The organism is candidate division KSB1 bacterium, from assembly GCA_034506335.1.
Lineage (GTDB): Bacteria > Zhuqueibacterota > Zhuqueibacteria > JANLFK01 > Oleimicrobiaceae > Oleimicrobium.
The window spans coordinates 44886-71682 of record JAPDPR010000011.1; the positions used below are offsets into that span (position 1 = coordinate 44886).

The 26797-nt window shown below is 60.1% G+C and carries 19 protein-coding genes, 9 tRNA genes, 1 other RNA gene and 1 pseudogene; 28 read left to right on the forward strand and 2 right to left on the reverse strand.

Annotated elements, in window-relative coordinates:
• Positions 1-14: 14 nt before the first annotated feature.
• The 6 genes from recF to ONB25_05585 are packed head-to-tail and all read left to right on the forward strand — an operon-like array spanning position 15 to position 8016.
• The gene (gene recF, locus ONB25_05560) at positions 15-1130 is read left to right on the forward strand and encodes a DNA replication and repair protein RecF (GenBank protein ID MDZ7392361.1); all 1116 of its coding nucleotides are present in this window, start codon (positions 15-17) and stop codon (positions 1128-1130) included.
• A 5-nt stretch (positions 1131-1135) separates the two neighbouring features.
• On the forward strand, positions 1136-1420 hold the full coding sequence (locus ONB25_05565) for a DUF721 domain-containing protein (GenBank protein MDZ7392362.1): 285 nt from the start codon (positions 1136-1138) through the stop codon (positions 1418-1420).
• 27 nt (positions 1421-1447) lie between these two features.
• On the forward strand, positions 1448-3367 hold the full coding sequence (gene gyrB / locus ONB25_05570) for a DNA topoisomerase (ATP-hydrolyzing) subunit B (GenBank protein MDZ7392363.1): 1920 nt from the start codon (positions 1448-1450) through the stop codon (positions 3365-3367).
• 40 nt (positions 3368-3407) lie between these two features.
• The gene (gyrA, locus tag ONB25_05575) at positions 3408-5816 is read left to right on the forward strand and encodes a DNA gyrase subunit A (protein MDZ7392364.1); all 2409 of its coding nucleotides are present in this window, start codon (positions 3408-3410) and stop codon (positions 5814-5816) included.
• Between the two features lie 43 nt (positions 5817-5859).
• Entirely contained in the window at positions 5860-7191 is a 1332-nt protein-coding gene (locus tag ONB25_05580; protein ID MDZ7392365.1) for a hypothetical protein, read from the forward strand.
• A gap of 33 nt (positions 7192-7224) precedes the next feature.
• Positions 7225-8016, forward strand: coding sequence for a FecR family protein (locus ONB25_05585; GenBank protein ID MDZ7392366.1), 792 nt, complete (start codon positions 7225-7227; stop codon positions 8014-8016).
• Between the two features lie 161 nt (positions 8017-8177).
• Here the strand turns inward: ONB25_05585 and ONB25_05590 are convergent, their stop codons facing one another.
• A complete protein-coding gene (locus tag ONB25_05590) occupies positions 8178-10835 on the reverse strand; it encodes a patatin-like phospholipase family protein (protein ID MDZ7392367.1) in 2658 nt (885 codons plus the stop codon).
• A 59-nt stretch (positions 10836-10894) separates the two neighbouring features.
• The gene (locus ONB25_05595; protein ID MDZ7392368.1) at positions 10895-12637 is read right to left on the reverse strand and encodes a glutamine--tRNA ligase/YqeY domain fusion protein; all 1743 of its coding nucleotides are present in this window, start codon (positions 12635-12637) and stop codon (positions 10895-10897) included.
• Between the two features lie 194 nt (positions 12638-12831).
• Here ONB25_05595 and obgE point away from each other — a divergent pair.
• The 22 genes and pseudogenes from obgE to porA all read left to right on the forward strand — a co-directional run bounded on the left by obgE (position 12832) and on the right by porA (position 26773).
• Positions 12832-13797: pseudogene (gene obgE / locus ONB25_05600) on the forward strand (GTPase ObgE).
• A gap of 37 nt (positions 13798-13834) precedes the next feature.
• On the forward strand, positions 13835-14932 hold the full coding sequence (gene dprA, locus ONB25_05605) for a DNA-processing protein DprA (protein ID MDZ7392369.1): 1098 nt from the start codon (positions 13835-13837) through the stop codon (positions 14930-14932).
• Between the two features lie 11 nt (positions 14933-14943).
• Complete coding sequence (locus ONB25_05610; GenBank protein MDZ7392370.1) at positions 14944-16131, forward strand: DUF362 domain-containing protein; 1188 nt, start codon at positions 14944-14946, stop codon at positions 16129-16131.
• Positions 16132-16218: 87 nt separating this feature from the next.
• A complete protein-coding gene (locus ONB25_05615; GenBank protein ID MDZ7392371.1) occupies positions 16219-18405 on the forward strand; it encodes a hypothetical protein in 2187 nt (728 codons plus the stop codon).
• Between the two features lie 149 nt (positions 18406-18554).
• Positions 18555-18643, forward strand: a tRNA-Ser gene (locus ONB25_05620).
• 21 nt (positions 18644-18664) lie between these two features.
• A tRNA-Ser gene (locus tag ONB25_05625) sits at positions 18665-18755 on the forward strand.
• Between the two features lie 64 nt (positions 18756-18819).
• On the forward strand, positions 18820-20319 hold the full coding sequence (gene gltX, locus ONB25_05630; protein ID MDZ7392372.1) for a glutamate--tRNA ligase: 1500 nt from the start codon (positions 18820-18822) through the stop codon (positions 20317-20319).
• Between the two features lie 8 nt (positions 20320-20327).
• Positions 20328-20398 (forward strand) — tRNA-Gln (locus ONB25_05635).
• Positions 20399-20465: 67 nt separating this feature from the next.
• Positions 20466-20539: transfer RNA gene (locus ONB25_05640), tRNA-Arg, on the forward strand.
• A gap of 116 nt (positions 20540-20655) precedes the next feature.
• A tRNA-Glu gene (locus tag ONB25_05645) sits at positions 20656-20728 on the forward strand.
• 97 nt (positions 20729-20825) lie between these two features.
• Positions 20826-20899 (forward strand) — tRNA-Arg (locus tag ONB25_05650).
• 27 nt (positions 20900-20926) lie between these two features.
• Positions 20927-21412: a tRNA adenosine(34) deaminase TadA gene (tadA, locus tag ONB25_05655; GenBank protein ID MDZ7392373.1), complete on the forward strand. Its 486-nt coding sequence runs from the start codon at positions 20927-20929 to the stop codon at positions 21410-21412.
• Positions 21413-21430: 18 nt separating this feature from the next.
• Positions 21431-21517, forward strand: a tRNA-Ser gene (locus ONB25_05660).
• Between the two features lie 39 nt (positions 21518-21556).
• A tRNA-Ser gene (locus tag ONB25_05665) sits at positions 21557-21639 on the forward strand.
• Positions 21640-21701: 62 nt separating this feature from the next.
• Positions 21702-21774: transfer RNA gene (locus ONB25_05670), tRNA-Ala, on the forward strand.
• A gap of 5 nt (positions 21775-21779) precedes the next feature.
• An RNA gene (gene ffs, locus ONB25_05675) (signal recognition particle sRNA large type) lies at positions 21780-22047 on the forward strand.
• 58 nt (positions 22048-22105) lie between these two features.
• Complete coding sequence (dnaX, locus tag ONB25_05680) at positions 22106-23719, forward strand: DNA polymerase III subunit gamma/tau (GenBank protein ID MDZ7392374.1); 1614 nt, start codon at positions 22106-22108, stop codon at positions 23717-23719.
• A 17-nt stretch (positions 23720-23736) separates the two neighbouring features.
• Positions 23737-24063: a YbaB/EbfC family nucleoid-associated protein gene (locus tag ONB25_05685; protein MDZ7392375.1), complete on the forward strand. Its 327-nt coding sequence runs from the start codon at positions 23737-23739 to the stop codon at positions 24061-24063.
• Between the two features lie 23 nt (positions 24064-24086).
• Entirely contained in the window at positions 24087-24683 is a 597-nt protein-coding gene (gene recR / locus ONB25_05690) for a recombination mediator RecR (protein ID MDZ7392376.1), read from the forward strand.
• A gap of 33 nt (positions 24684-24716) precedes the next feature.
• Positions 24717-25289 carry a 2-oxoacid:acceptor oxidoreductase family protein gene (locus tag ONB25_05695; protein ID MDZ7392377.1) on the forward strand — a complete coding sequence of 191 codons (573 nt, stop codon included), beginning with the start codon at positions 24717-24719 and terminating at the stop codon, positions 25287-25289.
• On the forward strand, positions 25286-25570 hold the full coding sequence (porD, locus tag ONB25_05700; protein MDZ7392378.1) for a pyruvate synthase subunit PorD: 285 nt from the start codon (positions 25286-25288) through the stop codon (positions 25568-25570). The genes ONB25_05695 and porD overlap by 4 nt, the downstream gene beginning before the upstream one ends.
• 15 nt (positions 25571-25585) lie before the next feature.
• Positions 25586-26773: a pyruvate ferredoxin oxidoreductase gene (gene porA, locus ONB25_05705; protein ID MDZ7392379.1), complete on the forward strand. Its 1188-nt coding sequence runs from the start codon at positions 25586-25588 to the stop codon at positions 26771-26773.
• Positions 26774-26797 lie beyond the last annotated feature (24 nt).

Consider the following 26797-nt stretch of genomic DNA (forward strand, 5'->3'; position numbering starts at 1 on the left):
AGAAAAACCGGGCAATGTGGCTAAAGTGTGTGCGGTTGGAAAACTTTTGTAACTATGAGAGTGCCGAATTCGAGTTAGGTCCCGGGGTCAACATTTTTTGGGGTGAGAATGCACAGGGGAAGAGCAACCTAATTGACGGTATCTACTATCTTTGCTTCTTTCGCGGGGTTAGAGGCCTCCCAGATGATGGTGTGGTGCGGTTTGGGATGGATGGGTTTTCGGTGTGGGGGGCTTTTTCCTTTCGTTCAGGCATTGTCCGGGAGAGCCGTATTGTTTACGATGTGCATCGTGGAAAAATTGGTCTAGTTGACCGGAAACGCATTGAGCGGCGGTCAGAGCTCATTGGCCGTTTTCCCACTGTTGCAATGTCATGCGACGACTATAGATTGACCAAGGGTGGGCCCGCGGAGCGGCGGCGCTTCATGGACGTTTTACTGTGTCAGGTGAGTAGGCGGTACTTGGAAGATGTCAAGCGGTACACCGCGGTGCTTAAGCAGCGAAACTCTCTCCTCAGGGGGGCACTAGGAGGTGGTTGTGACACTCATCTTGGCACGTGGACAGAGCAGCTTGTGGAGTACGGTTGCAGGGTGATGGAGGCGCGGGCACAGCTCCTTGTCCGGCTAAAGAAGTGGATAGGCGACTACTTTGCAAGGATTACGGAAACGAATAGCGCAGTTGACATTGACTATCTTCCAAGCGTTCACGCCCAAGAGGGTAGCTCGCTGCGGCAGACATTTTTAGAGCGGCTGCAGCGCCTGGCGGCCAGAGAAAAGAAGCTGGGAGTTACGTTGCTTGGCCCCCACCGCGATGATATGGCACTTATCATTCATGGCCGCGATTTCCGGCAGTACGGTTCGCGTGGCGACCACAAGGCAATGCTCATTGCGCTCCGGCTGGCCGAACATGCCCTTCTCCAGGAAGTGACGGGGGAATCTCCCATCTTGCTCATGGACGACCTCCTTGTGGATTTGGACGAAACGCGGGCGGCGAGGTTGGGGGCCCTACTCCCTCCTCAGGCCCAAGTCATCATTACCTCCACAGACAAAGAGGCGTGGAGACGAGTCGGTTTGAGCAGCGGCTCCTTTCGCCAGTACCGCGTTCAGGGCGGCACGGTAACGGAGGTAGTCTAAGCGGTATGCGACACCCTTCCTCTCTCAGTGCAATCTTACAGGAACTCCTTCATAACCTGGGGCTCGAGCGGCGAGTGGCCGAGCAGGCGGCGATCCGACTGTGGCCGAAAGCGGTCGGAGAGCACATCGCGGCCGTGACTACGCCGGTGCGCGTGCGGGACGGAGTCCTGTTTGTGAAAGTCAAGAGCAGTGTGTGGCGCCAGGAACTTCTATTTCAGAGGCGCCATATTCTTGCCAACATAAATAAGATCGTAGGAGACGGGGTCATTCGCGCCATTCATTTCGAATAGGAAGCTGCAGCGGAGGAGTGGGAGACGGTGGCGGAGAGCACAATAACTGATAGCGAACGATACGATGCAAGCCAGATTCAGGTGCTGCGCGGTCTGGAGGCGGTGCGCCGGCGACCAGCTATGTACATTGGGGACGTCTCGGTACGCGGGTTGCACCACCTCATCTACGAGGTTGTGGATAACAGCGTGGATGAGGCCCTCGCTGGGTACTGCACGCAGATTGACGTCACCCTGAACAAGGACGGCAGCGTGACGGTTGAGGATGATGGTCGGGGCATACCGGTAGATACTCATCCCACCCAGGGCAAGTCGGCGCTGGAGGTCGTGATGACGATGCTCCACGCCGGTGGCAAATTTGACCGCAAGGTCTACAAGGTCTCCGGCGGGTTGCATGGCGTGGGGGTTTCGGTGGTTAACGCGCTCTCGGAATGGTGCGAAGTGGAGGTGCGCCGGGACGGACGAGTGTACGTGCAGCGCTACGAGCGGGGCGTGGCCGTCACACCTGTTCGGGTGAAGGGGAGAAGAAAAGGCACAGGGACCAAGACCACCTTTCTCCCGGATCGGGAAATATTCCGTAAGCGAAATTTTAGCTTTGAAATAGTTGCGGAGCGCCTCCGCGAGCTGGCCTTCCTGAACAAGGACCTCAAACTCACGCTCACCGACGAGCGCACCGGGCGCAAGGAGGTTTTCCGCTACAAAGGCGGACTTGTCGCGTTCGTCGAGTACCTGGATCAGTCTCGAGACCCGATCCACCCTAAGCCGATCTACATTTGCGACCAGAAGAATGGAGTCCCCATTGAGGCGGCCATTCAGTACAATACTTCCTACATGGAGAACATCTACACCTATGTAAACAACATCCACACCACAGAGGGTGGAACTCATCTGGTGGGGTTCAAGACCGCCCTCACACGCACATTGAACAACTATGCCAGTAGGCACAACCTCCTCAAGAATCTGGAGAACAGTCTAAGCGGGGAGGATGTTAGAGAAGGGTTGACTGCCGTCTTAAGCATCAAAGTGCTGGAGCCGCAGTTTGAGGGGCAGACAAAAACGAGACTCGGCAATAGCGAGGTGCGGGGACTGGTGGAGTCAGCCGTGGGTGAGGCCCTGAGCGAATACCTCGAGGCCAATCCCAGTGTGGCGCGGAAAATCATTGAAAAGTGTGTGAGCGCGGCAAGGTCACGGGAAGCCGCGCGCAAGGCGAAGGAGCTCACCAGACGAAAGACGGCGCTGGAGGGGGGGACGCTACCAGGCAAGTTAGCGGACTGCTCCAGCCGCGACCCCGCAGAATGTGAGCTCTTCCTGGTGGAGGGAGATTCCGCCGGTGGCTCAGCCAAACAGGGGCGTGATAGGCGCTTTCAGGCTATCCTCCCGCTCAAGGGAAAAATCCTCAATGTGGAAAAGGCGCGCATCGACAAAATCCTGGCTAACGAGGAGATCAAGACCATCGTCTCGGCCATTGGAGCTGGTATTGGTAGTGACGAGGTTGACCCGGCAAAGAGCCGCTACGGGAAGGTCATTATCATGACCGATGCAGATGTGGACGGGGCCCATATCAGAACGCTATTGCTTACTTTTTTCTTCCGCTACCTGCGCCCCCTCATCGAACATGGCATGCTGTACATCGCACAGCCGCCATTGTATCGTGTGGCCAAAGGCAAGCAAGAGCAGTACGTGTATGAAGAAGAGGATCTGGACAAAGTGTTGGACAGCTTAGGGCGCGAGGGGGTAGAGGTGCAGCGGTATAAGGGCTTAGGAGAGATGAGCCCGCAGCAGCTCTGGAGTACGACCATGAATCCAGCGTCGCGCACCTTGCTGCAGGTGACCATCGAAGAAGCCTATGACGCGGACCGCATCTTCTCGGTGCTGATGGGCGACAAAGTGGAGCCGCGGCGGAAGTTCATCGAAGAGAATGCGCGCTATGTGCGGAATCTGGACGTGTAGGGAGTGGTGAGAGGCAAACGTGACGGGGCCTATGGAGAGCGTGCAACAGGAAAGAATCTACCCCATATTCATCGAAGAGGAGATGAAGGACTCGTACATCGACTACTCCATGTCGGTGATCGTGTCCAGAGCGCTGCCGGATGTGCGCGACGGCCTGAAGCCGGTGCACCGCCGCGTGCTTTTCGGCATGCGTGAGTTGAATCTTGGTCCCACCGCTCCCTACAAGAAGAGCGCGCGCATCGTAGGAGAGGTTTTGGGCAAGTACCATCCGCACGGTGACGCGGCGGTCTATGAGACGCTGGTGCGGATGGCCCAAGACTTTTCTCTGCGTTACCCATTGGTGGACGGCCAGGGCAATTTTGGCTCCATCGATGGCGATGCCCCAGCTGCCATGCGCTACACCGAAGCGCGGCTGGCCCCCATCGCCGAGGAAGTCCTGAGAGACCTGGACAAGGACACGGTTGATTTTGTCCCCAACTTTGACGAATCCCTCAAGGAGCCCACAGTCCTTCCTTCCCTTCTGCCGAATCTCCTCGTCAACGGCGCCGCAGGTATCGCTGTGGGGATGGCCACCAATATTCCTCCGCACAACCTGCGCGAGGTTGTCGATGCGCTTCTCTACGTGGTTGATCACCCTGCAGCTTCCGCGCAGGAGTTGATGCAGTTTATTCAGGGCCCGGATTTCCCCACTGGGGCTATCATTGTGGGTGTGGACGGCATAGCCGAGGCCTACACCACGGGACGTGGGCGCATCGTTGTCAGGGCCAGAGCTGCCGTGGAGGCACAGCGTGGCGGACGGGAGTGCATTGTCATCACGGAGATTCCTTACCAGGTCAACAAGACATCCCTAATCGAGGGCATCGCTGACTTGGTGCGAAGCAGGAAGCTGGAGGGTATCAGCGACATCCGCGACGAATCTGACAGGGAAGGGCTACGGATTGTGCTGGAGCTGCGGCGAGAGGCCCCTGCCAAACAGATTTTGGAATATCTTTACCGTCACACCCAGCTGCAAACCACCTTTGGTGTAATCATGCTGGCCCTGGTGGACGGGGTTCCGCGCATCTTGGACCTGCGCCAACTGTTGCAGCACTTCCTCGACTTCCGCCACCAGGTCGTCGTGCGGCGGACGAAATTCGAGCTGGACAAGGCGGAGAAGCGGGCGCATGTATTAGAAGGCCTTAAGGTTGCTCTGGATAATCTCGACGCCGTGATCACCTTGATCCGACGCTCGCGCGATCCGGAGACCGCCAAAGCGGGCTTGATGCGGCAGTTTAGGCTCAGCGAGGTCCAGGCGCAAGCGATCTTGGACATGCGCTTGCAGCGCCTCACTAGCCTGGAGCGCAAGAAGATCGAAGAGGAATACCGGGATGTTCTGAAAAAGATCGCTTACCTCAAGGGGCTCCTCGCCAGCAAGGCACGGCGTATGCAGCTCATCAAGGAGGAGCTGGTGGAGCTGAGGGACAAGTATGCAGATCCGCGCCGCACGGAGATCATCCCCAGCCCAGAGGAATTTTCCATCGATGAGATGATAGCCGACGAGTCCATGGTGGTCGTGTGTACCCACCGTGGTTTTGTAAAACGCATTCCTCTCTCCAGCTTTCGGCGAGAGATGGCGGCATCATGGCCGGATATTATTCCCGACGGAGCCGATGATGCTCCGCAGGAGTTCATTGTCGCCAGCATCCGGGGACAGCTGCTCTGCTTCACCAGCCTCGGGCGATGTTATGCCCTCAGGGTGATGGATGTGCCACAGGGCGGCAAAGTGGCGCAGGGCAAGCTTCTGCGCCACCTGCTTGGTCTCGCCAAGGAGGAGGTTGTGGTCTCTTGTCTGGCAATGGATTCGGAGCAAAGCAAAACGGTGATCTTGGTGTCCGCTTTAGGGCAGGTCAAGCGGGTACCGCTTTCTGTCCTTGCCAGCCAACGACGCACAGGAGTCGCTGCGATGAGCCTGCGAGAAGGGGATGCGTTGCAAGCGGCGCACCTGTCCGATGGGCGGGAACACGTGATCCTTGTCACGGCGGAGGGTCGGGTGTTGCGTTTCACGGGGCAGGGGCTGCGGGAGATGGGGCGTGCCGCAGCCGGCGTGCGAGGTATTACACTTTCGACGGCAGATCGTGTAGTGACCAGCCACCTTCTGACCGGCGAAGGGACACTGTGCCTAGTGACAGCCATGGGGTACGGCAAGCTCTTGAAGACAAACGATATTAGACCCATGAACCGGGCAGGAAAGGGAGTAGTGGGGCTGAAGACCTCGGGTAGAGTGGGCTTGCTGGTTGCAGCCGGGCTTGTCCGCGACCAGGGTGATTTGGTGGTAGTCTTAGGCGATCAGAACACAGTGGTTGTGCGTAGTGCTCGGGATTTACGATCTCATGGGCGCCTGATCGAGCTAAAGCCGAAGGAGTGCGTCCGAGGGGTGTCGGTGCTGACAATTCCTCATGGAGTGGCCTGATCGGAGAGCCGTGTGGGCTCGGCGCTGAAGGCGGAGGAAGAGCGTGGACCCTGGACTGTGGCAGAAAGAGAAGGAGTTGGTCTCTGAACTCTTGGTCCGGCGCATCGTGGGTCAGGAGGAAAGAGAGAGCTTTACCTACGACGAGCTCCTACGCAAGCCTCTTCCCGATTTCTTGCGCATGCACATCAAGAGTCAAGCACGGCGCTTTCTGCGGGAAGAGAAGCCCATGTCCTGGAACTCCTCCACGCGGTACAAGTTCGACGATCCGGAGATACGGGAAGCTGTCGAGCGTCTCCTGGGCCTATTGCTGCTGAAGACGCGGTTCAGTAGTACAGAGATCAAGCGCTGGATAGAGCTGGGGGTAAGCTTCCAGGTGGACATGCTGGTCCGCCCCAGAGAGGCGCTGGTGGGACTCTTCTACCGCCGCCAGCAGGTGCGGCGCAAAGACGAAGTGGTGCACACGCTGCAACAGCTGGCCGATGGTCGCCCTTACCTGACCACTCTCACCCAGCTTATCAGTACAGGCCCAGAAGAAGTAGACGCCGCCATGTTTGAGGTGGTGGCGAGGCAGGCAGAGGAACAGACGTACGGTACAAAGCCGCTGAGCTCTTTCATGGGGGACGTGAGCAAGCTGATGAGCTTCTTCCAGTTTGCAGGCCACACCAATGGCGAAGTGCTGCGCACCGAGCAGTTGCTGAGCATGCTGCATGCCCGCAACCTTTCGGACATCGCCGGGGCCGTCCGGGAGCTGGCAGCCGCGAGGGGCACCACGCATTGGACCTTAGAGCAGATTGAAACAACCCTTGAACGGCAGCTTCTGCTGCGTGGCCTGTGCGAGGAAGACAACGGGGGGGAGGATAAGGCCTGCACACTTCGTGAGGGAGACGGTGACGGCCAGCGTGGTCCGCGGCAGGAACAACTCCTCCAGGAAGCTATCTACGACATACGCACCGCCATGGGCGGAGTGAGCCTCCTGGAGAACCTTTTCGCGCCACCAGCTCCGGTCAGACCCAAGCGGGAGGTGACGCCGCGGCGCATTACTGCCCCCCGTTTGACTTTCGCCGGCGTGGACGAAGACGAGACACCGAGGGTCATTCACAGAAGTGACATCGAACGCCAGCCACCTGGACCCTATCCCTCGCTGCGCAGCCTTATCGGCAACAAAGAACGCAAGATGTTCATCAAGAAACTCTTTGATAATGACCGAGGTGCCTACCATGCCTTTATCGACAAGCTCGAGGGTATCGAGCGATGGAAGGAGGCCAAGGCCATCATCGATCAGGAGTTGGCCAGGCGCCAGATTAGCCCATTTTGCCGGGAGGCGGCTCGTCTGGGGGACCTGGTGTTCAGTCGCTACTTCGCCAAAAGGCCGTAGTTGCGAAAGAGTTAGCAAACCAGGGAGTGAGCCATGAAAACGATAACGACGGCGCGCAAGATTGCCTTCGTGCTGGTGGTGAGCGCGGCTCTCGGGGTAATCGGCATACTCGCCAGCGCACCCAGGACCGACCAGGGAAGCACCAAGGGGCGGGTCTCCTATGTGGACGGGATGGCCAAACGGCGGGGGCCGCAGTCGGAAGATTGGGAGACCGCCTACCAGAACACCGCGGTTGTCGACGGGGACAAGGTGCGTACTTTCCGGCAATCGCGGGCCGAGCTGGAGCTGACCGAACTGGACTTGATCCGCATGGCCCCGCAGACTACCATCGACATTTTGCAGCTGTATGAGGAGAAGAAGGCGCAGAAGCGGGCGGTCGCCATTGCCGTGCAAGAGGGGGACATCTGGGCAAGCGTGGAAGGGAATGTGGGGGAGGTGGACTTTAAGATCAAGACGCCTAAAGCAGCGGCGGCCATTACCGGGACCACCGTGCGCGTAGGGGTGGCGAGCGACTCCTCGACCGAGCTGCGCGTGTACACGGGACAAGTGAGCGTCACGAACGCGCCAGAGCGCACCGACTTGAAGCCTCAGTTCATCCTGCCGCCGCAAGAGGTGCCGGGACCCTACGAGATCCCTGGCCCGCGTGAGGTGTCGCTTGAGGAGTGGTTCTACATTGTCAAGAGCATGCAGAAAATCAAAATAGACAAGCAAGGGCGCGTGGTGGAGGCCGGCTCGTTCAGCACCAAGGACCCGGAAGAGCAGAGCGAGTGGGTGCGCTGGAACCTGCGTCGTGACCGCCAGCGCCAGCCAGAGCCACGAAGGTAAGGAGAAGGCTCTTTCCCATTCAGGTTGAATCCTCGTCGAGTTGCCGCCACAAGAAGAAACCGAAGAGGGATAGTGCGCGGCCCCAGCCGCGGTTGTTTCGTGCCTAGTGTCCGTTCTTTGGAAAGGGGGGGCGGAAGATAGGCCGGGGAGGGGGCCCTCGTTCAGAAGTCTAGCCCTGCTGACAAGTAGTACGCCATTCTGCCATCGCTCGTTCGCCCGTATCCGACGGACAGCGGGCCCACCAATGATCGCGCCTTTAGGCACACACCAAAAGAGTGGACAAAATCCGTGAGTTTGACGTCGAGAGTCAGGCGCCAGACCGCCCCCACGCGATAGGAGACAGCTATGTAGCAAGGGATTGGTCGACGCCAGGGGAGGGCGATTCGATACTCCATGCCGGCCACGATCATGTGGCGTCCGACGGCTTCCTCTTGCCGTAACCCAGGGAAGGACTCTTCGCCGCCCAGGCGAAACTGCTCTGAGAACGGAGTGCTGTTGTCACTGCTTCCCCAACGCAAGCAAGGGTGGATGGTATGGCCAGGGGAAAACGTGTGCCAGGTATCGAGGGATGAGTACACTCGGGAGAAGGATACAGGCGACCCAGCCAATGACCCTGCGCCGTATTCATAGAAAAAGACTTGCTGCTTGCCGCCTGATGGGAAGGGGAGCTGGTCGCGGGTGTCCACAACGCTTCGCAGCGCCAGACTGCGGAAGCTGAGGACGCCCGTCTGGTACAGCCGCCCCCGCAAGGCAGCCATCGAGGACCGCTCGATGCGAGCCTCGAGGGAGAGTGTCCCGAGTCGTTCCAGCTGTTGGCCGATGCTTGCCAACGCCGCAAATGTGGTCTGCCGATATTCTCCCACCTGGTGGTGGCCGGCGTACACATTGCGTTCCTTCTGATGGTAGAGCAGGTCCAGGGTTAGGGTCGTGTAGCTGGCGCCGAGGCGGTCCAGGCGGTTCGCGAGCCGCACTCCCCGGTCTCGTTGTCCAGCAGTGCCGAATACAGAGGCTGTTGCGCCTATGCCCAAGACGTTCTGCTCAGCCAACTCCACACCAGCTCGCCAGCCGCGGTCCCTGTCGAAATGGCTGGTCATGCGCAACACGCGAAATGGTCGCTCTTTCACCCTCACCAGCAAGGAATAACCCCCTTTACCGCTGCGTGCAGTGGCAAAGCTCACAGTCTCAAAAAAGCCCGTTCCGTAAATGTTGGCCATAGCCTGCTTCACCTTCCCGAGGTTGAATGGCTCCCCTGGGGTGAGGCCCACTTCACGAAGCACGACATGGTCCCTGGTGCGGGCATTGCCTTGAACGAGCAGCTCATCGATGTGCCCCTCGTCAATGGCAATGGTGACCAGTCCGGTGGTGGAGTCGCAGCTCACGCCGGTGACGCGCGCCAGCGAGTAACCCCGACGTCGGTACGCAGCCAGCAGGCGGCGAAGGTCCCGTCCCGCACGATAATGATTGATGGGTAATCCCGGACGTGATTCCACCTCCGCCAGCAAGACAGAGTCAGAAAGGACTTTGTTGCCAGTGAACTGGATTTGCTGCAGCAGGGGATGGGGGCGAAGGTGGAAGGCGAGCAGATGGCGTCCTCCGACCGTGTCTATTTCTGCCCACACATCGGCGAAAAAGCCGGTTTCGTAGACGCGACGCAACGCAGCCCCCACGTCTACGGGGCCAGGCACCTGGGGGAGCGGAGGGAGGACTCCCGTCAACGCAGGCCAGGAAGGCGTCAGAATGAGGGTGTCAAGCCACATTGTGGTGGGAGCCTCACTGGTGGGTGGGGTGAGCTCGCCCAACCTTTGCCGGATCGAGGCTATTTGCTCCTCGGCGCGCATGCGACCAATGCCGCGCAACTCCATCAGATTGGCAAAATCGGTGGAGGTGCGGGCTACGTCCGCCAGGGAGATTACCACGTCTGCTTCGGCTAACATTTGCCGATTCCGCTCCACCTGCATGATGCTGGTCACTTGGTCGGCCACTTCCCACGGCAAACTCATTTGGTGAGGCTCACGCAGGGGAGAGGTGGTGTCCACAGCGATGACCAGCTCCGCACCCGCGTGGCGCGCATCTCGCACTGGGATGTTATCGACTAGACCACCATCAGCAAGCAGTGCGGTGCCAGTTTCCACAGGGGTGAACAGCAAAGGGACAGCAATTGAGGCGCGCATGGCTTCGGTGAGGTGGCCGCTGGTGAGCACCACCTTCTCACCGGATACAAGATCGGTCGTGACGATGCGCAGGGGCACGCGGAGGGAGTCGAAATTGGATACGTGGCCCCACGGGGCCGCCATGCACAGCTCAGAGAGTATCTCAGTGAGCTGCTGGCCGCGTGTTACCGCCTGGGGGAGGTACGGCTTTAGCCCTTTCAACCGGATCTCTACCAGATGGCGGGCGCGTTCCTCCTTCTGGCCCACAAACATGGTGCTGCGCGGAGGCGCATCCTGAAGGATGGTGCGCCAGTCGATCGAGGCGATGGCGTCCCACAGCTCCTCCGGGGTGTAGCCTGCTGCGTACAGGCCGCCCACCACGCTGCCGATGCTGGTACCCACCACCAGGTCTATGGGCACCCCTTCTTGCTCCAGCACCTCAAGCACACCAATCTGCGCCAGGCCCCGAAGCCCGCCGCCGCTGAGCACAAGGCCCACCTTTGGGCGTTGCAAGCTATGGTAAGGCACGAAGGAGGCAGGCGGCGCCACCCGCGCCCCATACTGCAGATGGACGGTGACGGCGCACAGGGCGTGTTTGGGCGGCACAACGAAAAGTGGGGCCCATATCCCCGCACAGAGGAATATGGCCCAACAGCGGCGCAGTGGCACCTTGCACCTCCAGCATCGACGTGGCGTTGTACCGCCTGGACAGGGTACCCAGGGGCCCCTCACGCCTTCTGCTCGTGCGCTTTGAGGGTCTTCTCGATCTTGGCCCAGGTGTCGCGTAAGGTTACGGTGCGGTTGAAAACCAGTCTGTCTGCGGTGGTGTCGGGGTCCACGCAGAAGTAGCCCTGACGCTCAAATTGGCAACGGAAGCCAGGTTTGACGCCTGCCAGGCTGGGCTCCACATAGCAGGAGGGGAGTACCTCCAACGAGTTGGGATTTAGGAAACTTTTCCAGTCTGTCCCCTCGGGTACATCGCTGGGGTTAGGCACGGTGAACAGGTGGTCATAGAGACGCACCTCAGCTGGGAGGGCGTGAGCAGCCGATACCCAGTGGATGGTGGCCTTGACCTTGCGGCCATCCGGGGAGTCACCGCCGCGCGTGGCTGGGTCGTAGGTGCAGTGCACCTCAACCACCTTGCCGGAGGAGTCCTTCACCACATCCACGCACTTGACAAAGTAAGCGTAGCGCAGCCGCACCTCGCGTCCAGGGGCCAGACGGTAGTACTTAGGCGGAGGCTCCTCCCGGAAGTCGTCCTGCTCAATGTACAGGACGCGGGAAAACGGGACCTTGCGCGTGCCCATGCTGAGGTCTTCGGGATTGTTGATAGCCTCAAGCTCTTCCACTTGGCCTTCTGGATAGTTGAGGATGATCAATTTCAGGGGCCGCAACACGGCCATGAAGCGTGGGGCGCGGCGATTGAGGTCTTCGCGCACACAGTGCTCGAGCAGGGCGATATCCACCGTACTTTCGCGCTTGGCCACACCGATGCGCTCAGCAAATGTCCTGATGGACTCCGGCGTGTAACCGCGTCGCCGTAACCCAGAGATGGTGGGCATGCGCGGGTCATCCCAGCCTCGCACATATCCTCCTTGCACCAGCTCCAACAGCTTGCGCTTGCTCATCACCGTGTAGGTGAGATTCAAGCGGGCAAATTCGATTTGTTGTGGGTGATAGATGCCCAGCTGGTCGAGAAACCAGTCGTACAGCGGCCTATGATCCTCAAACTCCAGGGTACAGATAGAATGGGTGATTCCTTCTATCGAGTCCTCCAGCCCGTGCGCCCAATCATACGTGGGGTAGATGCACCACTTGTCGCCAGTGCGATGGTGGCGTGCGTGCAGGATGCGATACATGACCGGGTCGCGCATGTTGAGGTTGGGCGAGGCCATGTCGATCTTTGCGCGCAGGACCCGAGCGCCGTCCGGAAACTCGCCGGCGCGCATTCGGCGGAACAGGTCAAGATTCTCCTCCACGGAGCGGTCACGATAAGGACTGTTCTTGCCCGGTTCGGTGAGGGTGCCGCGATATTCGCGAATCTCGTCTGCGCTCAGGTCACAGACGTAGGCCTTGCCCGCCTTGATGAGCTGTTCGGCCCATTCGTACATTTGCTCAAAGTAATCGGAGGCGAAGTAAAGGCGGTCCTCCCAATCAAACCCCAGCCAGCGCACATCTTCGATGATGGACTGGACGTACTCTTCCTCTTCTTTGGTGGGGTTGGTGTCGTCAAACCGCAAATTGCACTTGCCCCCGAACTCCTCGGCCAGACCGAAGTTCAAGCAGATGGCCTTGGCATGGCCGATGTGGAGGTAGCCATTAGGTTCCGGCGGGAAACGGGTATGCACCCTGCCGCCAAAGCGATTGTTCTTGAGATCCTCCTCAATGATGGCGCGGATAAAGTTTGGGCTCCGCGCAGGTGCAGGGCCACCACCCTTCTGCGGACCATTCTCATCGTGTTCTTCTGCCATGCGTACCGTCCTCCTGAGCACATTGCTGCCCGGTAGCGACCGTGCTCCGGGCGCATTGGTTGACATAAATGTATCAAATCGCCGTTTGAAAGTCAAGGTGGAAAGCCACGGGTGGCAATAGTGGCCGCCGCTCATTTTCCTTGAATATCAAACAATTTTGTTGTATTATTGCCTCGGTTCTCCGGGAGGAAAAAGTGTTTGTCGATTTTGCCAAGATATCGGTCAAGGCCGGTGATGGCGGCAATGGGTGCGTGAGCTTCCGGCGGGAGAAGTATGTTCCCAAGGGGGGCCCGGACGGAGGGGACGGGGGAGATGGCGGTGACGTGGTGCTGCTGGCTGACCGGCATCTGAGCACGCTCCTTGATTATCGCTACCAACGGCACTTTGCCGCCGGTCGTGGGGGTCACGGTCAGGGCGCCAATCGGACTGGTGCGCGCGGCAAGGATGTGGTGATCCGCGTACCAGTGGGGACAGTGGTCAGAGACGCGGAGTCAGGGGAGCTCGTCGCCGATCTCACCCGGCATGGTCAGCGGGTGATTGTGGCCCGGGGCGGAAAAGGGGGGCGCGGCAATGCCCGCTTTGCTACACCCACCAGGCAGGCGCCGCGGGAATGCGAACCCGGATCTCCTGGGGAAGAACGCCAGATAGAGCTGGAGCTCAAGGTGCTGGCCGATGTGGGCTTGGTTGGGTTGCCTAACGCGGGCAAATCCACTCTGTTGTCTCGTGTGTCCGCGGCGCGCCCCAAAGTGGCTGACTACCCGTTTACCACCCTTGCACCTCACCTTGGGATAGTCCGAGGAGCGGATACCAGTTTTGTTATGGCCGATATCCCCGGGCTGATTGAGGGGGCCCATACCGGCAAAGGATTGGGGATCCGGTTTCTGCGCCACGTGGAGCGCACACGCCTGCTGGTGTTTGTCATCGACGTGGCAGCCGGGCCGCCGGAGGAGGCCTATCGCATCCTCCTTGCAGAGCTGGAGCAATACAGCGCTGCGCTGGCACAAAAGCCGCGCGTGGTGGCTCTGAACAAGATAGACCTCCTGCCCAGCAGACGCGTACCCGAGCTGGCGTTTGAACCAGGCGTGCCGGTGTGTGCACTGTCTGCGCTGACCGGTGAAGGGCTGCGGGAATTTGTTAACCTTGTGGCGTCGTGTTTGCGCCGGGTCATGCAGGAGGTACCGGTGCGAGGGGGTGGGAGTGAAGATTGACGTCGAAGCCCTGTTGCGGCTTTCTGCGGTCCCGGGCGTGGGGCCCAGTCGCCTTCGCGCTCTCGTGGGGCGCTTCCAGTCGCCGGAGGCCGTGTTTCGGGCCTCCATCGCTGACTTGGTCTCGGTAGAGGGCATTGACAAGGTCATCGCGCGGAATATCCGCGCCTACCGCGATGATGGCTTTGCCCGTGAGCAGCTTTCCCGTCTCAATCGGCACGGGGCAAGCATCGTGACGTTCTGGGATGCGCACTACCCGCGGCTGCTCAAGTCCATAAGCGACCCGCCGGCCTTTCTGTTTGTGCGCGGCACATTGCGGGTAGAGGACAATCAGGCAGTGGCAGTGGTGGGCACGCGCAGTCCCACCGAATATGGCAGGCTGGTGGCGGCTCGAATATGCGCCGAGCTGTCGGCTCAAGGCGTGACCATCGTCAGTGGGCTTGCCCGCGGCATCGATACCGAGGCGCATAAAGCGACCTTGCAGGCAGGCGGACGTACGATCGCGGTGTTGGGATCCGGCGTGGACGTCATCTATCCACCGGAGAATCGCTCGTTGGCAAAGAGGATTATCGAGCAGGGGGCGCTGGTGTCGGAGCTGCCCATGGGGGCGGGTCCAGATGCGCCCAACTTTCCGCGCCGCAATCGTCTCATTTCGGGCATGACGCTTGGCACTCTGGTCGTGGAAGCCGGCGACACCAGCGGCGCACTTATCACCGCCAACGTCGCTTTGGAGCAGAATAGGGAGGTATTTGCAGTGCCCGGCGGAATCTTCAGCCCCAAGAGCAGAGGGACCAACCGCCTCATTCAAGAGGGAGCCAAATTGGTCATGTGCCCGGAGGATGTACTGGCTGAGCTCCGCCCCCAGCTTCCCTCGCTGGCGCGGGAGGCACGTCGACAGGAGACTGGGCCAGCCCTCACCGACCTGGAGAAGAAGGTGCTGGCATCGCTCTCTGCTGAGCCCACCCACATTGATGTCATTTCGAAGACCAACGGACTTGCCCCTGCTCAGACATTGACCGTTCTTCTCTCACTTGAGCTGAAAGACCTGGTTCGGCAGTTAGCCGGCAAGATGTTTGTCAGGACACAGTAGACGAAGAAGCGATGAAACAATCTCGGCAGGCACCAGTGTGCTTGGCGCCAGAGCCGTTGACGTTGCAGCCCGAATGTGCGGGTGTAGTGAGCGCGGTGCAATGCACCTCCTATGAGTTTCAGGTGGTGGCGGAGGCCGTGGAGCAGCTCTTGGTGCCATTAGGAGGGCTGGCGCATTTTGTCCAGCGCGGGAATCACGTGCATCTCAAGCCGAACCTCTTGGCTGCGAAAGAACCTGCGCGCGCCATTACTACCCACCCAGTGGTAGTCGAGGCGGTGGTGCGCATGCTTTTGGACCTGGGGGCCAAGGTGACCATAGGCGACAGCCCGGCTGGGGCAGTAAAGGGGCTCCAACGCTACTGGGACAATACTGGTCTCTCTGAAGTGGCCAAGCGCACCGGCGCGCGGCTGGTAGCCTTTGAAACTGGCGGGGTCCAGGAGCGCGTGGTGCGCGGCCGCAGCTACTACATTTCCCGCTACGTGATAGATGCGGACGTGGTGATAAACCTTCCCAAGCTAAAGACCCACGGTCTGACGCTCTACACGGGCGCCGTGAAAAACCTGTTCGGCGTGATCCCCGGTCTGCGCAAGAGCGAGTACCACAAGCAGGCGCCCCATCCAGAGGACTTTGCCGAGGTGCTGGTGGACATCTACTCCGCTGTCCGCCCTCACCTCCATATCGCCGATGGCGTGGTGGGCCAGGAGGGCAATGGCCCGTCTTCCGGGAGGGTGCGCCCGATTGGTGTCATGTTAGCTAGTACGGATGGGGTGGCACTCGACGCCGTGGGGGCTGCCATCATGGGGTTTGACCCAGAGGAGATCGACACCACGCGCATTGCCTCCCAGCGCGGCCTCGGGGAGGGGCGTCTGGAGCACATCAAGGTGGTGGGAGCTGACCTGGAAAGCCTCCGCTTGCCGGACTTTGTCCTTCCATCCAATCGCCTCATCAAGCTGGTGCCAAGGTGGCTGATGATTCTGGGCGCCCGCCTGATCTGGGTCCGGCCCCGCGCCGACAGGGAGCTCTGCAAGCGGTGTGGGGTGTGCCAGACCAACTGCCCTGTGGGGGCCATCAGCACGGACGCGGACGGCTATCCGGTCATGGACTACACTCGCTGCATCAAGTGCATGTGCTGCGATGAAGGGTGCCCCCACCAGGCCATTGAACAAGAGATGAGTTGGCTGGCCCGGCGCTTTTCGTGAAAGAAAATGAGCGGCATGCGTCCCGCTAAACTTCTTCTTGGCTGCTGTGCGCATCTGGCGTTGGCAACGGTGGCGCGTGATTCGTGCATGGCGGGTGAGAGGCTGGCAGGGCACGGGGGCCTTTCGTCTCTGATGGTGCGGCCCACGGGGCAGATCGTGGAGCTCTCTGCCCAGCCGCACGGAGACGCCCAGTCGGACGACGGTCGCTATTGGTGCCGCTATCGTGTTGCTGCGGCCGGCGACGAAGTGCGTGACCTTGCAGACCTCGCCTTTTATGAAGAAGGGCGTCTTATGTGGCGCATGGCCAAGGCACCAGGTTCGGACCTTTACGTTTCTAACGCCGGGCTGGTTGCCTTCGTCGCCACAGAACGCCATTGGGCTGGCGAAGTCACTATCCACTTCTACTCCAAAACTGGCCGCTGTCTCACAAGCCTTCCGTGCAAAGGTGCCTCTCTGTTCGGGTTTTCGCCCTCAGGCAAGCTCTTTGCAGTCGGTTCTGCGGCGGGCCTGCAAGTTGTAGATCCTGCGAGTGGCACAGTGAGCACTTTGGAGCACGCCCTGCAATTCGACTTCTCTGAGGACGACAGCTTGTTAGCGCTGGCCTTGCCGGGAAGGGTTTTGGTGAAGAAGGGCTCAATCACCGTACTAGAGGCCGTGGCCGACGTGTTGTCACCCCGGGGAGTACGGGTCTCAGCGCAGGATTCGCTGGTGGCAGTGATAGGGCGACAGGTACTGGTGGCCTTTTCCTTAAGTACAGGCCACCGGCTCCTCGTGGACAGCCTTAGTGGCCGCGCTACCTACCGAGACGTCCGTGTGGTGGACGGGCGGATCATCGCCGGCGTCCAAGTGCGTGAGAAAGATGTCTTGCGCGGCCTCTTGCGCGTGCTGGAGCGCGACGGGCGCCTAGTCGCACAGGAAGAGGGCGAGCGGCTGCCACTCCCACGGGGAGGGCTGTCCAAGCAGGGCCTGGGCAAGAGTCGCGAAGGGTGCACCCCGTGGCCGTTTGCTCCTTTTGACAGCATGCGCACGGTGTGGAACTACTATGAGCAGCACATGGCCTACGGCGATAGCCTTTCCTACCTTCACCAGGGCCTCGACCTCATTACTCCCATCGGGGAGCACGTCTATGCGGTGGAGCCAGGGGTGGTCAAGTGCCTGCTGACACTGGGCGGGAATTCCTACTGGCGGGTGGCCATCGCACCGCAGCAGAGCGCTGAGCCCTCAGTGGGCTGGCTTTATGCGCATCTGGTCAAGGAGTCCATCACCTGCGCGCCGGGCGATACCGTGGAGCTCCATGAATACCTCGGTGACATTGTGCGCTGGACGCCGGAGTGGGGACACATTCACTTTGTACAGATCTGGGATTCCGGCTTAGTATGGCGCTACGACGACGACCAGTGGGGGATCGTGGGTAACCCCTTGCTCCAGCTGTGCGCGAACACCGACACTATTCCGCCGCGCATTCTTGACGTTTTCCCTGACAGCAAGTTCGGCATCTGCCTCAATGAGAGCAGTGCCTACCTGAGACCCGATAGCGTCTACGGAGATGTTGACTTTATCGTGCAGGTTGCCGACGCCATCGGTGACGGCCTCTATGAGCTTCCGGCGTTGGAGCTCTACTATTGGATTGTCTCTGTCGACCGTGGTGCGCTGGTAGTGCCCAGGACGAAGGCACAGAGGCTGGACCATGCGTATCCATTCTACAGTGCTGACCGTTATGTGGACTATGCGACGTTGATCTATAAGCGGGACGCTATTCTGCCGCCACCGTCGTGGATGCCCAACCGGCGGAACTTCTACCACCTGCTCACGAACAGTGACGGAGACGACAAGCTGGACCTTGGAGAGCATCAGCTGGCCTTTGTGACTACCGGGGTTCCCGACGGGCAGTACCGACTCCACGTCCTGGCCCGTGACCTGAACCAGGGAGTCCGCGACAGCATGGACTTTCGCGTGGCAAATGGGCCGGCAAAAGTGAAAGCACCATTCGCAGCGCATCCCCTCGCCCTGGGCATATATGGGCCTTTTCCCAACCCTTTTGGACACGCGGCGCGCGTGGAGTACACGCTTCCTGAGGCAACCAGTGCAGTGCTGCGGCTCTTCGACGTGGCAGGGCGAGAAGTGCGGCATCTGGAGATAGCGCGTGGGGCACCCGGCCGCCATTCCATCCACATGGGTGCTGAGGAGCTGCCCAACGGCATCTACTTCCTGCACTTGCAGCAAGGGCACCACAGCGTCCGACGCAAGTGCGTGGTGTTGCGAGAGCTGAAGTGAGAGCACCGCCTGCTGGAGCGCGCGGGGACACCGCGCTGCGTCAAAAATCGGTTGCTTAGTATGCTCGGTTTTCATATATTATGGCGTCGCTTTAGCGCGCAAGCAATTGCGGTGGAGGACTCCATCTCCGCCTTGCTTTTGTGGAAGATGGAGGGCTAGACCTAATTGGTAAGGCAGCGGTCTTGAAAACCGCCGTCCCGTAGAACGGGACTTGGGGGTTCGACTCCCTCGCCCTCCGCAGTACGAGTCATGAGCAGCGGGAGAGGTGCCGGAGATGGCTGAACGGGGCGGCCTGCTAAGCCGTTGTAGGGTGTATAACTCTACCGAGGGTTCGAATCCCTCCCTCTCCGCGACAATCACGGGCAAGGAACATAACTGAACAGAGTTAAACCCCAAGCAATTAGAGTGCGCTCTTTGACAACCGAACAGATACGAGTACGCTTTGCGCCCAGTCCCACAGGATTCCTCCACGTTGGAGGGTTGCGTACGGCCTTGTTTAACTACCTCTTTGCGCGGCGTCACAATGGTGTGTTCGTGCTGCGCATCGAAGACACCGATCGCACGCGCTACGTGGAAGGAGCCACAGAGAATCTCATCGAAATGCTGCGGTGGGCAGGGCTGGAATTCGACGAAGGGCCGGATGTGGGAGGGCCCTACGGACCGTACGTGCAGAGCCAGCGGCTGGAGATCTATCGTCACTACGCTCAGCAACTGGTGGAAGGGGGCCATGCGTACTACGCATTTGACGACCAGGCAAGTCTGGAGCGGATGCGGCAGATGTTACGCGCCCAGGGCCGTTCTGACCAACGGTACGACCGGGAGCACATGACCAATAGCCTCACCCTCCCGGAAGCGGAGGTGCGGAGCCGGCTAAAGGCAGGCGAGCCATACGTGATCAGGCTGCTGGTGCCTGAGGATCGCGTCATCGCCTTCGATGATGTGGTGCGAGGGCGGGTGGAGATCCGCAGCACCGAGGTGGACGATCAGGTATTGCTCAAGTCCGATGGCTACCCCACCTACCACCTGGCCAATGTGGTTGATGATCATCTGATGCGCATCAGCCACGTGATTCGCGGCGAGGAGTGGCTCTCCAGCGTTCCTAAGCACGTGTTGCTTTACGAGGCCTTTGGCTGGGAGATGCCAGTCCTTGCACACCTGCCCCTCATTTTCAATCCCGACGGCTCCAAGATGAGCAAACGCGATGCGGCTAAGCCAGGCCAGGAGGGGCGGCGCTTTGATCCAGATGTGGCCACGTACCGCCACGGCGGCTATCTCCGCGAGGCCCTTATCAACTATCTCGCTTTGCTGGGATGGAATCCTGGCGAGGGCGATGAGCGCCAGATCTTCACCATGGAGGAGCTGATCGAGGAGTTCAGCCTGGAGCGGGTGAACAAGGCGCGGGCCATCTTTGACCTGACCAAGTTGCAGTGGATTAACGCAGAACACATCAAGCGACGGACCAATGCGGAGCTGGCGGCTCTGGTACGACCCCTCCTGGAAGCGCGAGGTGTTACCGCAGTTGAGGAGCCGTATCTGCAGCGCGTGGTTGGGCTGCTTAAGGAACGAGTGCGTATTATTCCCGACTTTGTGGAGCGCGGGTGGTACTTCTTCCGGGACCCGGACACATATGACGAAAAGGCCGTGAGAAAGTACTGGAGCCCTGGAACCGGACAGCTGATGGCTGCGTTTGTAGAGGCGCTAAGTGCTCTTGAGGAGTTTGACAAAGGTCGTATCGAGCAGGTGGTGCGAAGTACCGCTGAAAGGCTGGGAATAGGAGCGGATAGGCTGATCCACCCCACGCGTCTGGCGGTATCCGGGGTGAGCGTGGGTCCCGGGCTCTTTGATATGCTTGAAGTTTTGGGCAAGGAGGTCGTCCTCCGCCGCATGCGGCAGGCCATCGCCAAGCTCGGTTAGACGGATACTGGGGAGTCGTCCAACGGTAGGACACATGACTCTGGATCATGGTATCGGGGTTCGAATCCCTGCTCCCCAGCAATGAGCCAAGGCCAGGGTGCCCGTGGCATAGCGTGAGGGATGCCTGCGTGGGGATCGGTCACCGGGCGCCCGTAGCTCAACTGGATAGAGCTTCTGACTTCGGATCAGAAGGTTGGGGGTTCGAGTCCCTCCGGGCGCGCGAGAGCGGAGGTTGGTGGCGGGTGCGGCGTGCGGTCGCACCTTTTTCCGTGCTGAAGAACAAGAAGGGGGAGCGAAAACCGGACTGTTGCTTGTACTTTTGGATCCACGGTGGACGGCGCGTTCGTCTAGTGGCCTAGGACGCCGGCCTCTCACGCCGGTAACACGGGTTCGACTCCCGTACGCGCTACTGAGGAGCTCCTCACAACCGTGCCCTCCTTGCGGTGTCCTCAGCAAGGGGCTCGCGTGGCGTGGGGATTTGCAGCAAAGATCGAGTCGTCGAAGTTGCGCCCGTAGCTCAACTGGATAGAGCGCTTGGCTACGGACCAAGAGGTTGGGGGTTCGAGTCCCTCCGGGCGTACTGTGGTTGGGTGGAGCAGCGCTTGAGATGAGCAGTCACGGCGACCACGAGAACTGGATGGAACAAGCCTTTCGCGAGGCGGAGAAGGCTTTGGCCAAAGGCGAAGTCCCAGTGGGCGCCGTGGTCGTCTATGAGGGGAGGGTAATAGGACGGGGGCATAACCTGGTGGAGACACTCCAGGACCCCACGGCTCATGCAGAGATGCTTGCGCTCACCGCTGCGGCCAATGCCCTTGCCTCATGGCGCCTCAATGATGCGGTGCTCTATGTGACCCTGGAACCATGTCCGATGTGCATGGGGGCGCTGTTGCTGGCGCGCATTTCGAGTCTGGTGTATGGCGCCACTGACCCGCGCTACGGGGCCTGTGGTTCGGTTCTGGATCTGGCCGCCTGCAAAGAGCTCAACACAGGCCTCAATGTGGTAGGTGGTGTGCTGGCAGAGCGTAGCAGCGCTCTTTTGCGCGACTTTTTTGCCAGCATGCGCAAGAGAGCCCCTGCGGAGTCTAAGAACTGACCCGCAGCACCCTGCTCCGGAGAGGTGCGAGAGCGGTTGAATCGGACGGTCTCGAAAACCGTTGTCCCCCTACGGGGACCGTGGGTTCGAATCCCACCCTCTCCGCAGTCTTTGCACCGGCGACTGCCGCCACAGTGAAGTGATGGAGAGGTGTCCGAGTGGTTGAAGGAGCACGCTTGGAAAGCGTGTGTACGAAAGTACCGCGGGTTCGAATCCCGCCCTCTCCGCCGACACCTAGTGGCGAAGGCAATAACCGAGTAGAGTGAACATACAGGTGTAGAATCGACGTGGGGCCGTAGCTCAGCTGGGAGAGCGGTACGTTCGCAACGTACAGGTCGTGGGTTCGAATCCCATCGGCTCCACAAGGCTGTGCTAGACGGGGAGTTAGCGGTGCCCTGTAACCTGCAATCCGCTATAGCAGGGTCGAAGTCCCACCATGAGGTCCGCTCGCACCTGTCTGCTTTTCCAGCAAGCGGTGTTGATAGTCCAAGTCCTGCGCAATAGGTCAGTGCTTAACCCCGTCAGGACCGGAAGGTAGCAGCGGTACGCACGTCGTCTATGTGCCGCAGGGGCGCTTGGCTGGAGCTGGCTGCCGGGAAGGCGCAGGTGAGGAGAGATCGAGGGTGGGTGCACAGCCGTTACGCAGAACACGCGTGTGCTCGCCTGAGGAACGGTCCCTGTGCGGAGAGGTGAATGTCCTACCTAGTGTTGGCCAGAAAATACCGGCCCATGCGCTTCGAAGACGTGGTGGGTCAGCAGCACGTCACGGCCACCCTGCGCAATGCCATCAGTTTGGGTCGTTTGGCCAACGCCTATTTGTTCGCCGGACCGCGCGGCGTCGGAAAGACCTCGGTGGCCCGCATCCTGGCCAAGGCGCTCAACTGCGACAAAGGCCCCTCAGCGAACCCGTGCAACGAATGCTCCTCGTGCCGGGAGATCACCGAGAGCCGGAGCCTGGACGTGTTGGAGATCGACGGTGCCTCCAACCGCGGGATCGACGAGGTGCGGAACCTACGCGAGACCCTCCGTTACGCCCCTTCCCCAGGCAAGCACAAGATTTACATAATCGACGAAGTGCACATGCTTACCCCGGAGGCTTTCAACGCGTTGCTCAAGACGCTGGAAGAGCCGCCTAAGCACGTGCTATTTATCTTTGCTACTACTGAGCCGCGGCGCGTGCCGCCCACCATTCTTTCCCGCTGCCAGCGTTTCGATTTTCGCCGCATCGCTGCGCGCGACATCGTCGCACAGCTCAAGAACATCTGTCAGGCCGAAGGAATAACAATCTCCGATGAGGCGCTGCTGCTGATCGTGCAGAGGGCAGATGGCAGCATGCGCGATGCCGAAAGCATCCTGGATCAGATGGTCGCCTATACGGGCGAGACTATCAGCATCGAGCAGGTGAGCGATCTGTTGGGCATAATCGATCAGGAGCTCTTCTTTACCTGCTCTTCGATCATCAAGAACCGTGACAGCAAGGCCGCGCTGGCGCTGGCCGACAAGGTTTTTGCCGAAGGCCTCGACTTTGTAGAGTTCATGGTGGGGTTGGCCGCACACTTGCGCAACATCCTCATCGCCAAGTCCCTGCAGAGCACCGACACGCTGGACGTGGCGGACCACTTCGCAGCTCGCTATAGGGCAGAGGCGGAGGAGTTTGCCTCCGAGGATCTGATGCGCCTCATCAAGATTGCCAGCGACACGGCGCAGAGTCTAACCAAGGTGGAAGACCCGCGTGTGCAGTTTGAGTTGGCGCTCCTGCGCATGGTGAACATGGATCGGGCCGTGGACCTGGGCGAGCTTCTCAGTCGGCTCGGCGAGTCAAAAAAAAAGCCTGCACCTGAGCCTGCGCGCGCAAAAGTGAGCGCCCCGACCTCGCCTGCTCCTCAGGCACAGCCCAGGGTCGCGGACCGCCCTCAGCCTCCTCCCGCACCTTCCCCTGTCGCCATCGAGCACATCAAGAGTATGTGGCCGCGCGTAGTTGAGGAAGTGCGGCGGACACGCGTGGCGCTGGCGGTGACCTTGCAGGAAGGCGTGCCCAGCAAGGTCGAGGGAAACGTGCTGGAGGTCATGTTCCGGAAAGGCAACGGCTTCCACATGCGGAGCGTGGAGCGAGGACGGAGCTGCATCGAGGAGGTCGTGGCGCGGCTGGTCGGGCAGAGTCTCCGCATCAAGTGCGTCCAGGACGAACAGGGCCTGCTCGGTGAAGCGCCTCAGAACACTCCCCGCGAGCAGTTCCAGCAGATGCTTCAGTCCAATCCCGCCCTCAAAGCCCTCGCCGAGAGACTGGGCGCCGAGCCGGTGGAGTAGGACCTAGGAGGTTGTCCATGCAGAAGATCGGCCTTGGCAGCCTATTGAAACAGGCGCAAAAGATGCAAGAGCAGGTGCAAAAGGCGCAGGAGGCGCTGGCTGCGCTGCGGGTCGAAGGGACCGCCGGCGGCGGCATGGTGAGGGCTGTTGTCACCGGGACCTATGAAGTCGTAGAGGTCAAGATCGACCCCGAAGTGGTGAACGCCGAGGACGTGGAGATGTTGGAAGACCTGATCGTGGCGGCGGTCAACCAGGCGGTACAAAAGGTCCGCGAAAAGGCCGCCGAGGAAATGGGTAAAATCACGGGCGGCGTGGGGGGCGATCTGTTGCCGCGCTTGATGTAGTCACCTCACCTGGAGTGGGCGCTGTGCTCTATCCCTCTGAGGCGGTGGAAAAGGCTATCACCCAGCTCTCCCAACTACCCGGCATCGGCCGCAAGTCGGCACAGCGCATCGTATTCTACCTTCTCAAGCTTCCGGCCGAGGAGGTAAGGCTCCTTGCCGACTCCTTGGTAAGAATCAAAGAGCGGGTGACGCGTTGTTCCATCTGTTGCAGCATCACCGAGCAGGATCCATGCGCCATCTGCACCGACCCCAAGCGGGACCAGAAGGTCATCTGCGTGGTTGAGGAGGCCAATGACGTGCTGGCCTTGGAGCGCACGCACGAGTATCACGGCCTGTACCACGTGTTAGGAGGTGCCTTGTCGCCGTTAGATGGCATCGGGCCGGAGCAGTTGAAGGTGAAGGAGCTTCTTCAACGACTGCGCCCACCAGTGGAAGAGGTGATTCTGGCCACCAATCCCAGCGCCGAAGGGGAGGCGACGGCTCTGTACCTGCTAAAGCTGATCCAACCACTGGGCATCAAGGTGACCCGGATTGCCCGAGGAATCCCCATGGGCGTGGACATTGAATACGCCGACGAGATCACCCTCACACGCGCATTGGAGGGAAGGACGCTTCTGTGAGTCCTGGGGAAGCATATAGAGGAGGAGCGAGCGGTGGCACGGATGATCGAAGTGCGATGGCATGGACGCGGTGGTCAAGGGGCGAAGACCGCCGCGCAGATGTTGGCAGAGGCAGCGATTGAAGAAGGGCGCCATGCCCAGGCCTTCCCCGAATACGGGCCGGAGCGCACGGGCGCCCCAGTGCGGGCCTACACGCGCATATCTGATGCTCCCATTGTACTGCACAGCCCCGTCCGTCACCCCTCGGTGGTCATGGTGCTGGACCAGACCCTTCTTGACACCGTCGATGTAGTCGAGGGGATGCCAGAGGATGGTACGCTCATCATCAATACACCGAAGGCCCCGGAGGATATCCGTAAGCGCCTGAACCTGAAGGGCGGCAAGATCATCACCCTCAATGCCTCGCAGATCGCTCAGGAGACAATCGGGCGGCCCATTCCCAATACGGTGATGCTGGGTGCCTTCTTGCGTGCTACCGGCATGTTGGAGCTGGAGACCGTGGTGGCAGATATTCAACACAAATTTGCCCGCAAGTTCAGCCGCGAAATAAGCGATGCTAACGTCAAAGCCATCAGGCGCGCCTACCAGGAGGTGAAGATCGGATGAGCCTGAAGAGCTGGAGAGAGCTTCCCACCGGCGGGGTCATCTTGGAAGCAGGCAATGCCGCAGAGTACAAGACAGGTTCGTGGCGTGCCTTTAAGCCAGTGTGGATTGAGGAACGCTGCATTCAATGCTTGTTCTGTTGGCTCTATTGCCCGGAGCCCGCAGTAAAAGTGGTGGATGGCAAGATGCAGGGCTTTGATTATGACTACTGTAAGGGATGCGGCATCTGTGCGAAGGAGTGCCCTGAGAAGGCCCACGCAATCGAAATGGTGCCGGAATTTTAGTGGCGCGGAGGAGGAATGGCGCAAGTCATTGCCCTTACGGGAAATGAGGCGGTTGCCGAGGCAATGCGGCAAATAAACCCGGATGTGGTGGCTGCCTATCCGATTACGCCTCAAACCGAGTTGATGCACCGCTTCGCGGAGTTTCATGCCGATGGACTGGTGGACACAGAGTTGGTGTTGGTCGAGTCTGAGCACAGCGCCATGAGCGCCACGGTGGGTGCCTCTGCAGCAGGAGCCAGGGCGATGACTGCCACCAGCTCGCAGGGGTTGGCACTGATGTGGGAGGTGGTCTACATCGCCGCCTCTCTGCGTCTGCCCATCGTGATGGCGGTGGTAAATCGGGCGCTGAGCGGCAACATCAACATTCACTGCGACCACTCTGACACCATGGGCTGCCGCGATTCGGGATGGATTCAGCTCTTTTCCGAAAACGGGCAGGAGGCGTACGACAACACCCTCATGGCCGTCAAGATCGCCGAGGACCGGCGCGTGTTGCTGCCAGTGATGGTCACTTTGGACGGCTTCATCATCAGCCACACCGTGGAACGGTTGGAAATCCTCGACGACCAGCAGGTGAGAGAGTTTGTTGGCACTTACCGGCCGGAGCGTTACCTTCTGGACGTGGACCATCCTTTCACGATAGGCCCCTTGGACTTGCAGGACTACTATTTCGAGCACAAGCGGCAGGAGATTGAAGCGCAGCAGCAGGCCCTAGGAGTGATCGAGGAGGTATCGGCACATTACCAGCGCCTGTCGGGCAGGGCATGTGGCCTCATTGAGGAGTACCGCATGGAGGATGCCGAGCGTGCCGTGGTGGCCATGGGCTCCACCTGCGGCACCGCCAAGGTGGTAGTGGACGAGCTTCGCGCGCAAGGAGAGGCTGTGGGGCTGGTCAAGGTACGCTGCTATAGGCCCTTCCCGTACGAGCGTCTTGTGGCGGCCCTGAGCCGCGTGAAAGCTGTCGCAGTGTTGGACCGCGCGGTATCGTTTGGCGCTAAGGGCGGGCCATTGTACGGGGACGTGCGCGCCGCGTTGTTTAGCAACAACGGCCATCGCGACGTCAAGGCGATCGATTACATCTACGGCTTAGGGGGACGGGACTTGGAGCCGGAACACATCCACCAGGTCTATGCCGATTTGCGGCAGATAATTGCCACCGGGCGGGTGGCTTTCGAAGTGGGCTATCTGGGCTTGCGCGAATAGCGCGCCCTCTTTGAGTGCGGAGAG

What these genes read in the sequence shown, in the direction of transcription:
- ONB25_05615 (MDZ7392371.1), top strand. Translation starts at nt 16,219, where the DNA reads ATGGCGGGTGAGAGGCTGGCAGGGCACGGGGGCCTTTCGTCTCTGATG.
- ONB25_05595 (MDZ7392368.1), bottom strand. Translation starts at nt 12,637, where the DNA reads ATGGCAGAAGAACACGATGAGAATGGTCCGCAGAAGGGTGGTGGCCCT.
- ONB25_05565 (MDZ7392362.1), top strand. Translation starts at nt 1,136, where the DNA reads ATGCGACACCCTTCCTCTCTCAGTGCAATCTTACAGGAACTCCTTCAT.
- porA (MDZ7392379.1), top strand. Translation starts at nt 25,586, where the DNA reads ATGGCGCAAGTCATTGCCCTTACGGGAAATGAGGCGGTTGCCGAGGCA.
- porD (MDZ7392378.1), top strand. Translation starts at nt 25,286, where the DNA reads ATGAGCCTGAAGAGCTGGAGAGAGCTTCCCACCGGCGGGGTCATCTTG.
- dnaX (MDZ7392374.1), top strand. Translation starts at nt 22,106, where the DNA reads ATGTCCTACCTAGTGTTGGCCAGAAAATACCGGCCCATGCGCTTCGAA.
- ONB25_05610 (MDZ7392370.1), top strand. Translation starts at nt 14,944, where the DNA reads ATGAAACAATCTCGGCAGGCACCAGTGTGCTTGGCGCCAGAGCCGTTG.
- tadA (MDZ7392373.1), top strand. Translation starts at nt 20,927, where the DNA reads ATGAGCAGTCACGGCGACCACGAGAACTGGATGGAACAAGCCTTTCGC.
- ONB25_05685 (MDZ7392375.1), top strand. Translation starts at nt 23,737, where the DNA reads ATGCAGAAGATCGGCCTTGGCAGCCTATTGAAACAGGCGCAAAAGATG.
- ONB25_05585 (MDZ7392366.1), top strand. Translation starts at nt 7,225, where the DNA reads ATGAAAACGATAACGACGGCGCGCAAGATTGCCTTCGTGCTGGTGGTG.
- recF (MDZ7392361.1), top strand. Translation starts at nt 15, where the DNA reads ATGTGGCTAAAGTGTGTGCGGTTGGAAAACTTTTGTAACTATGAGAGT.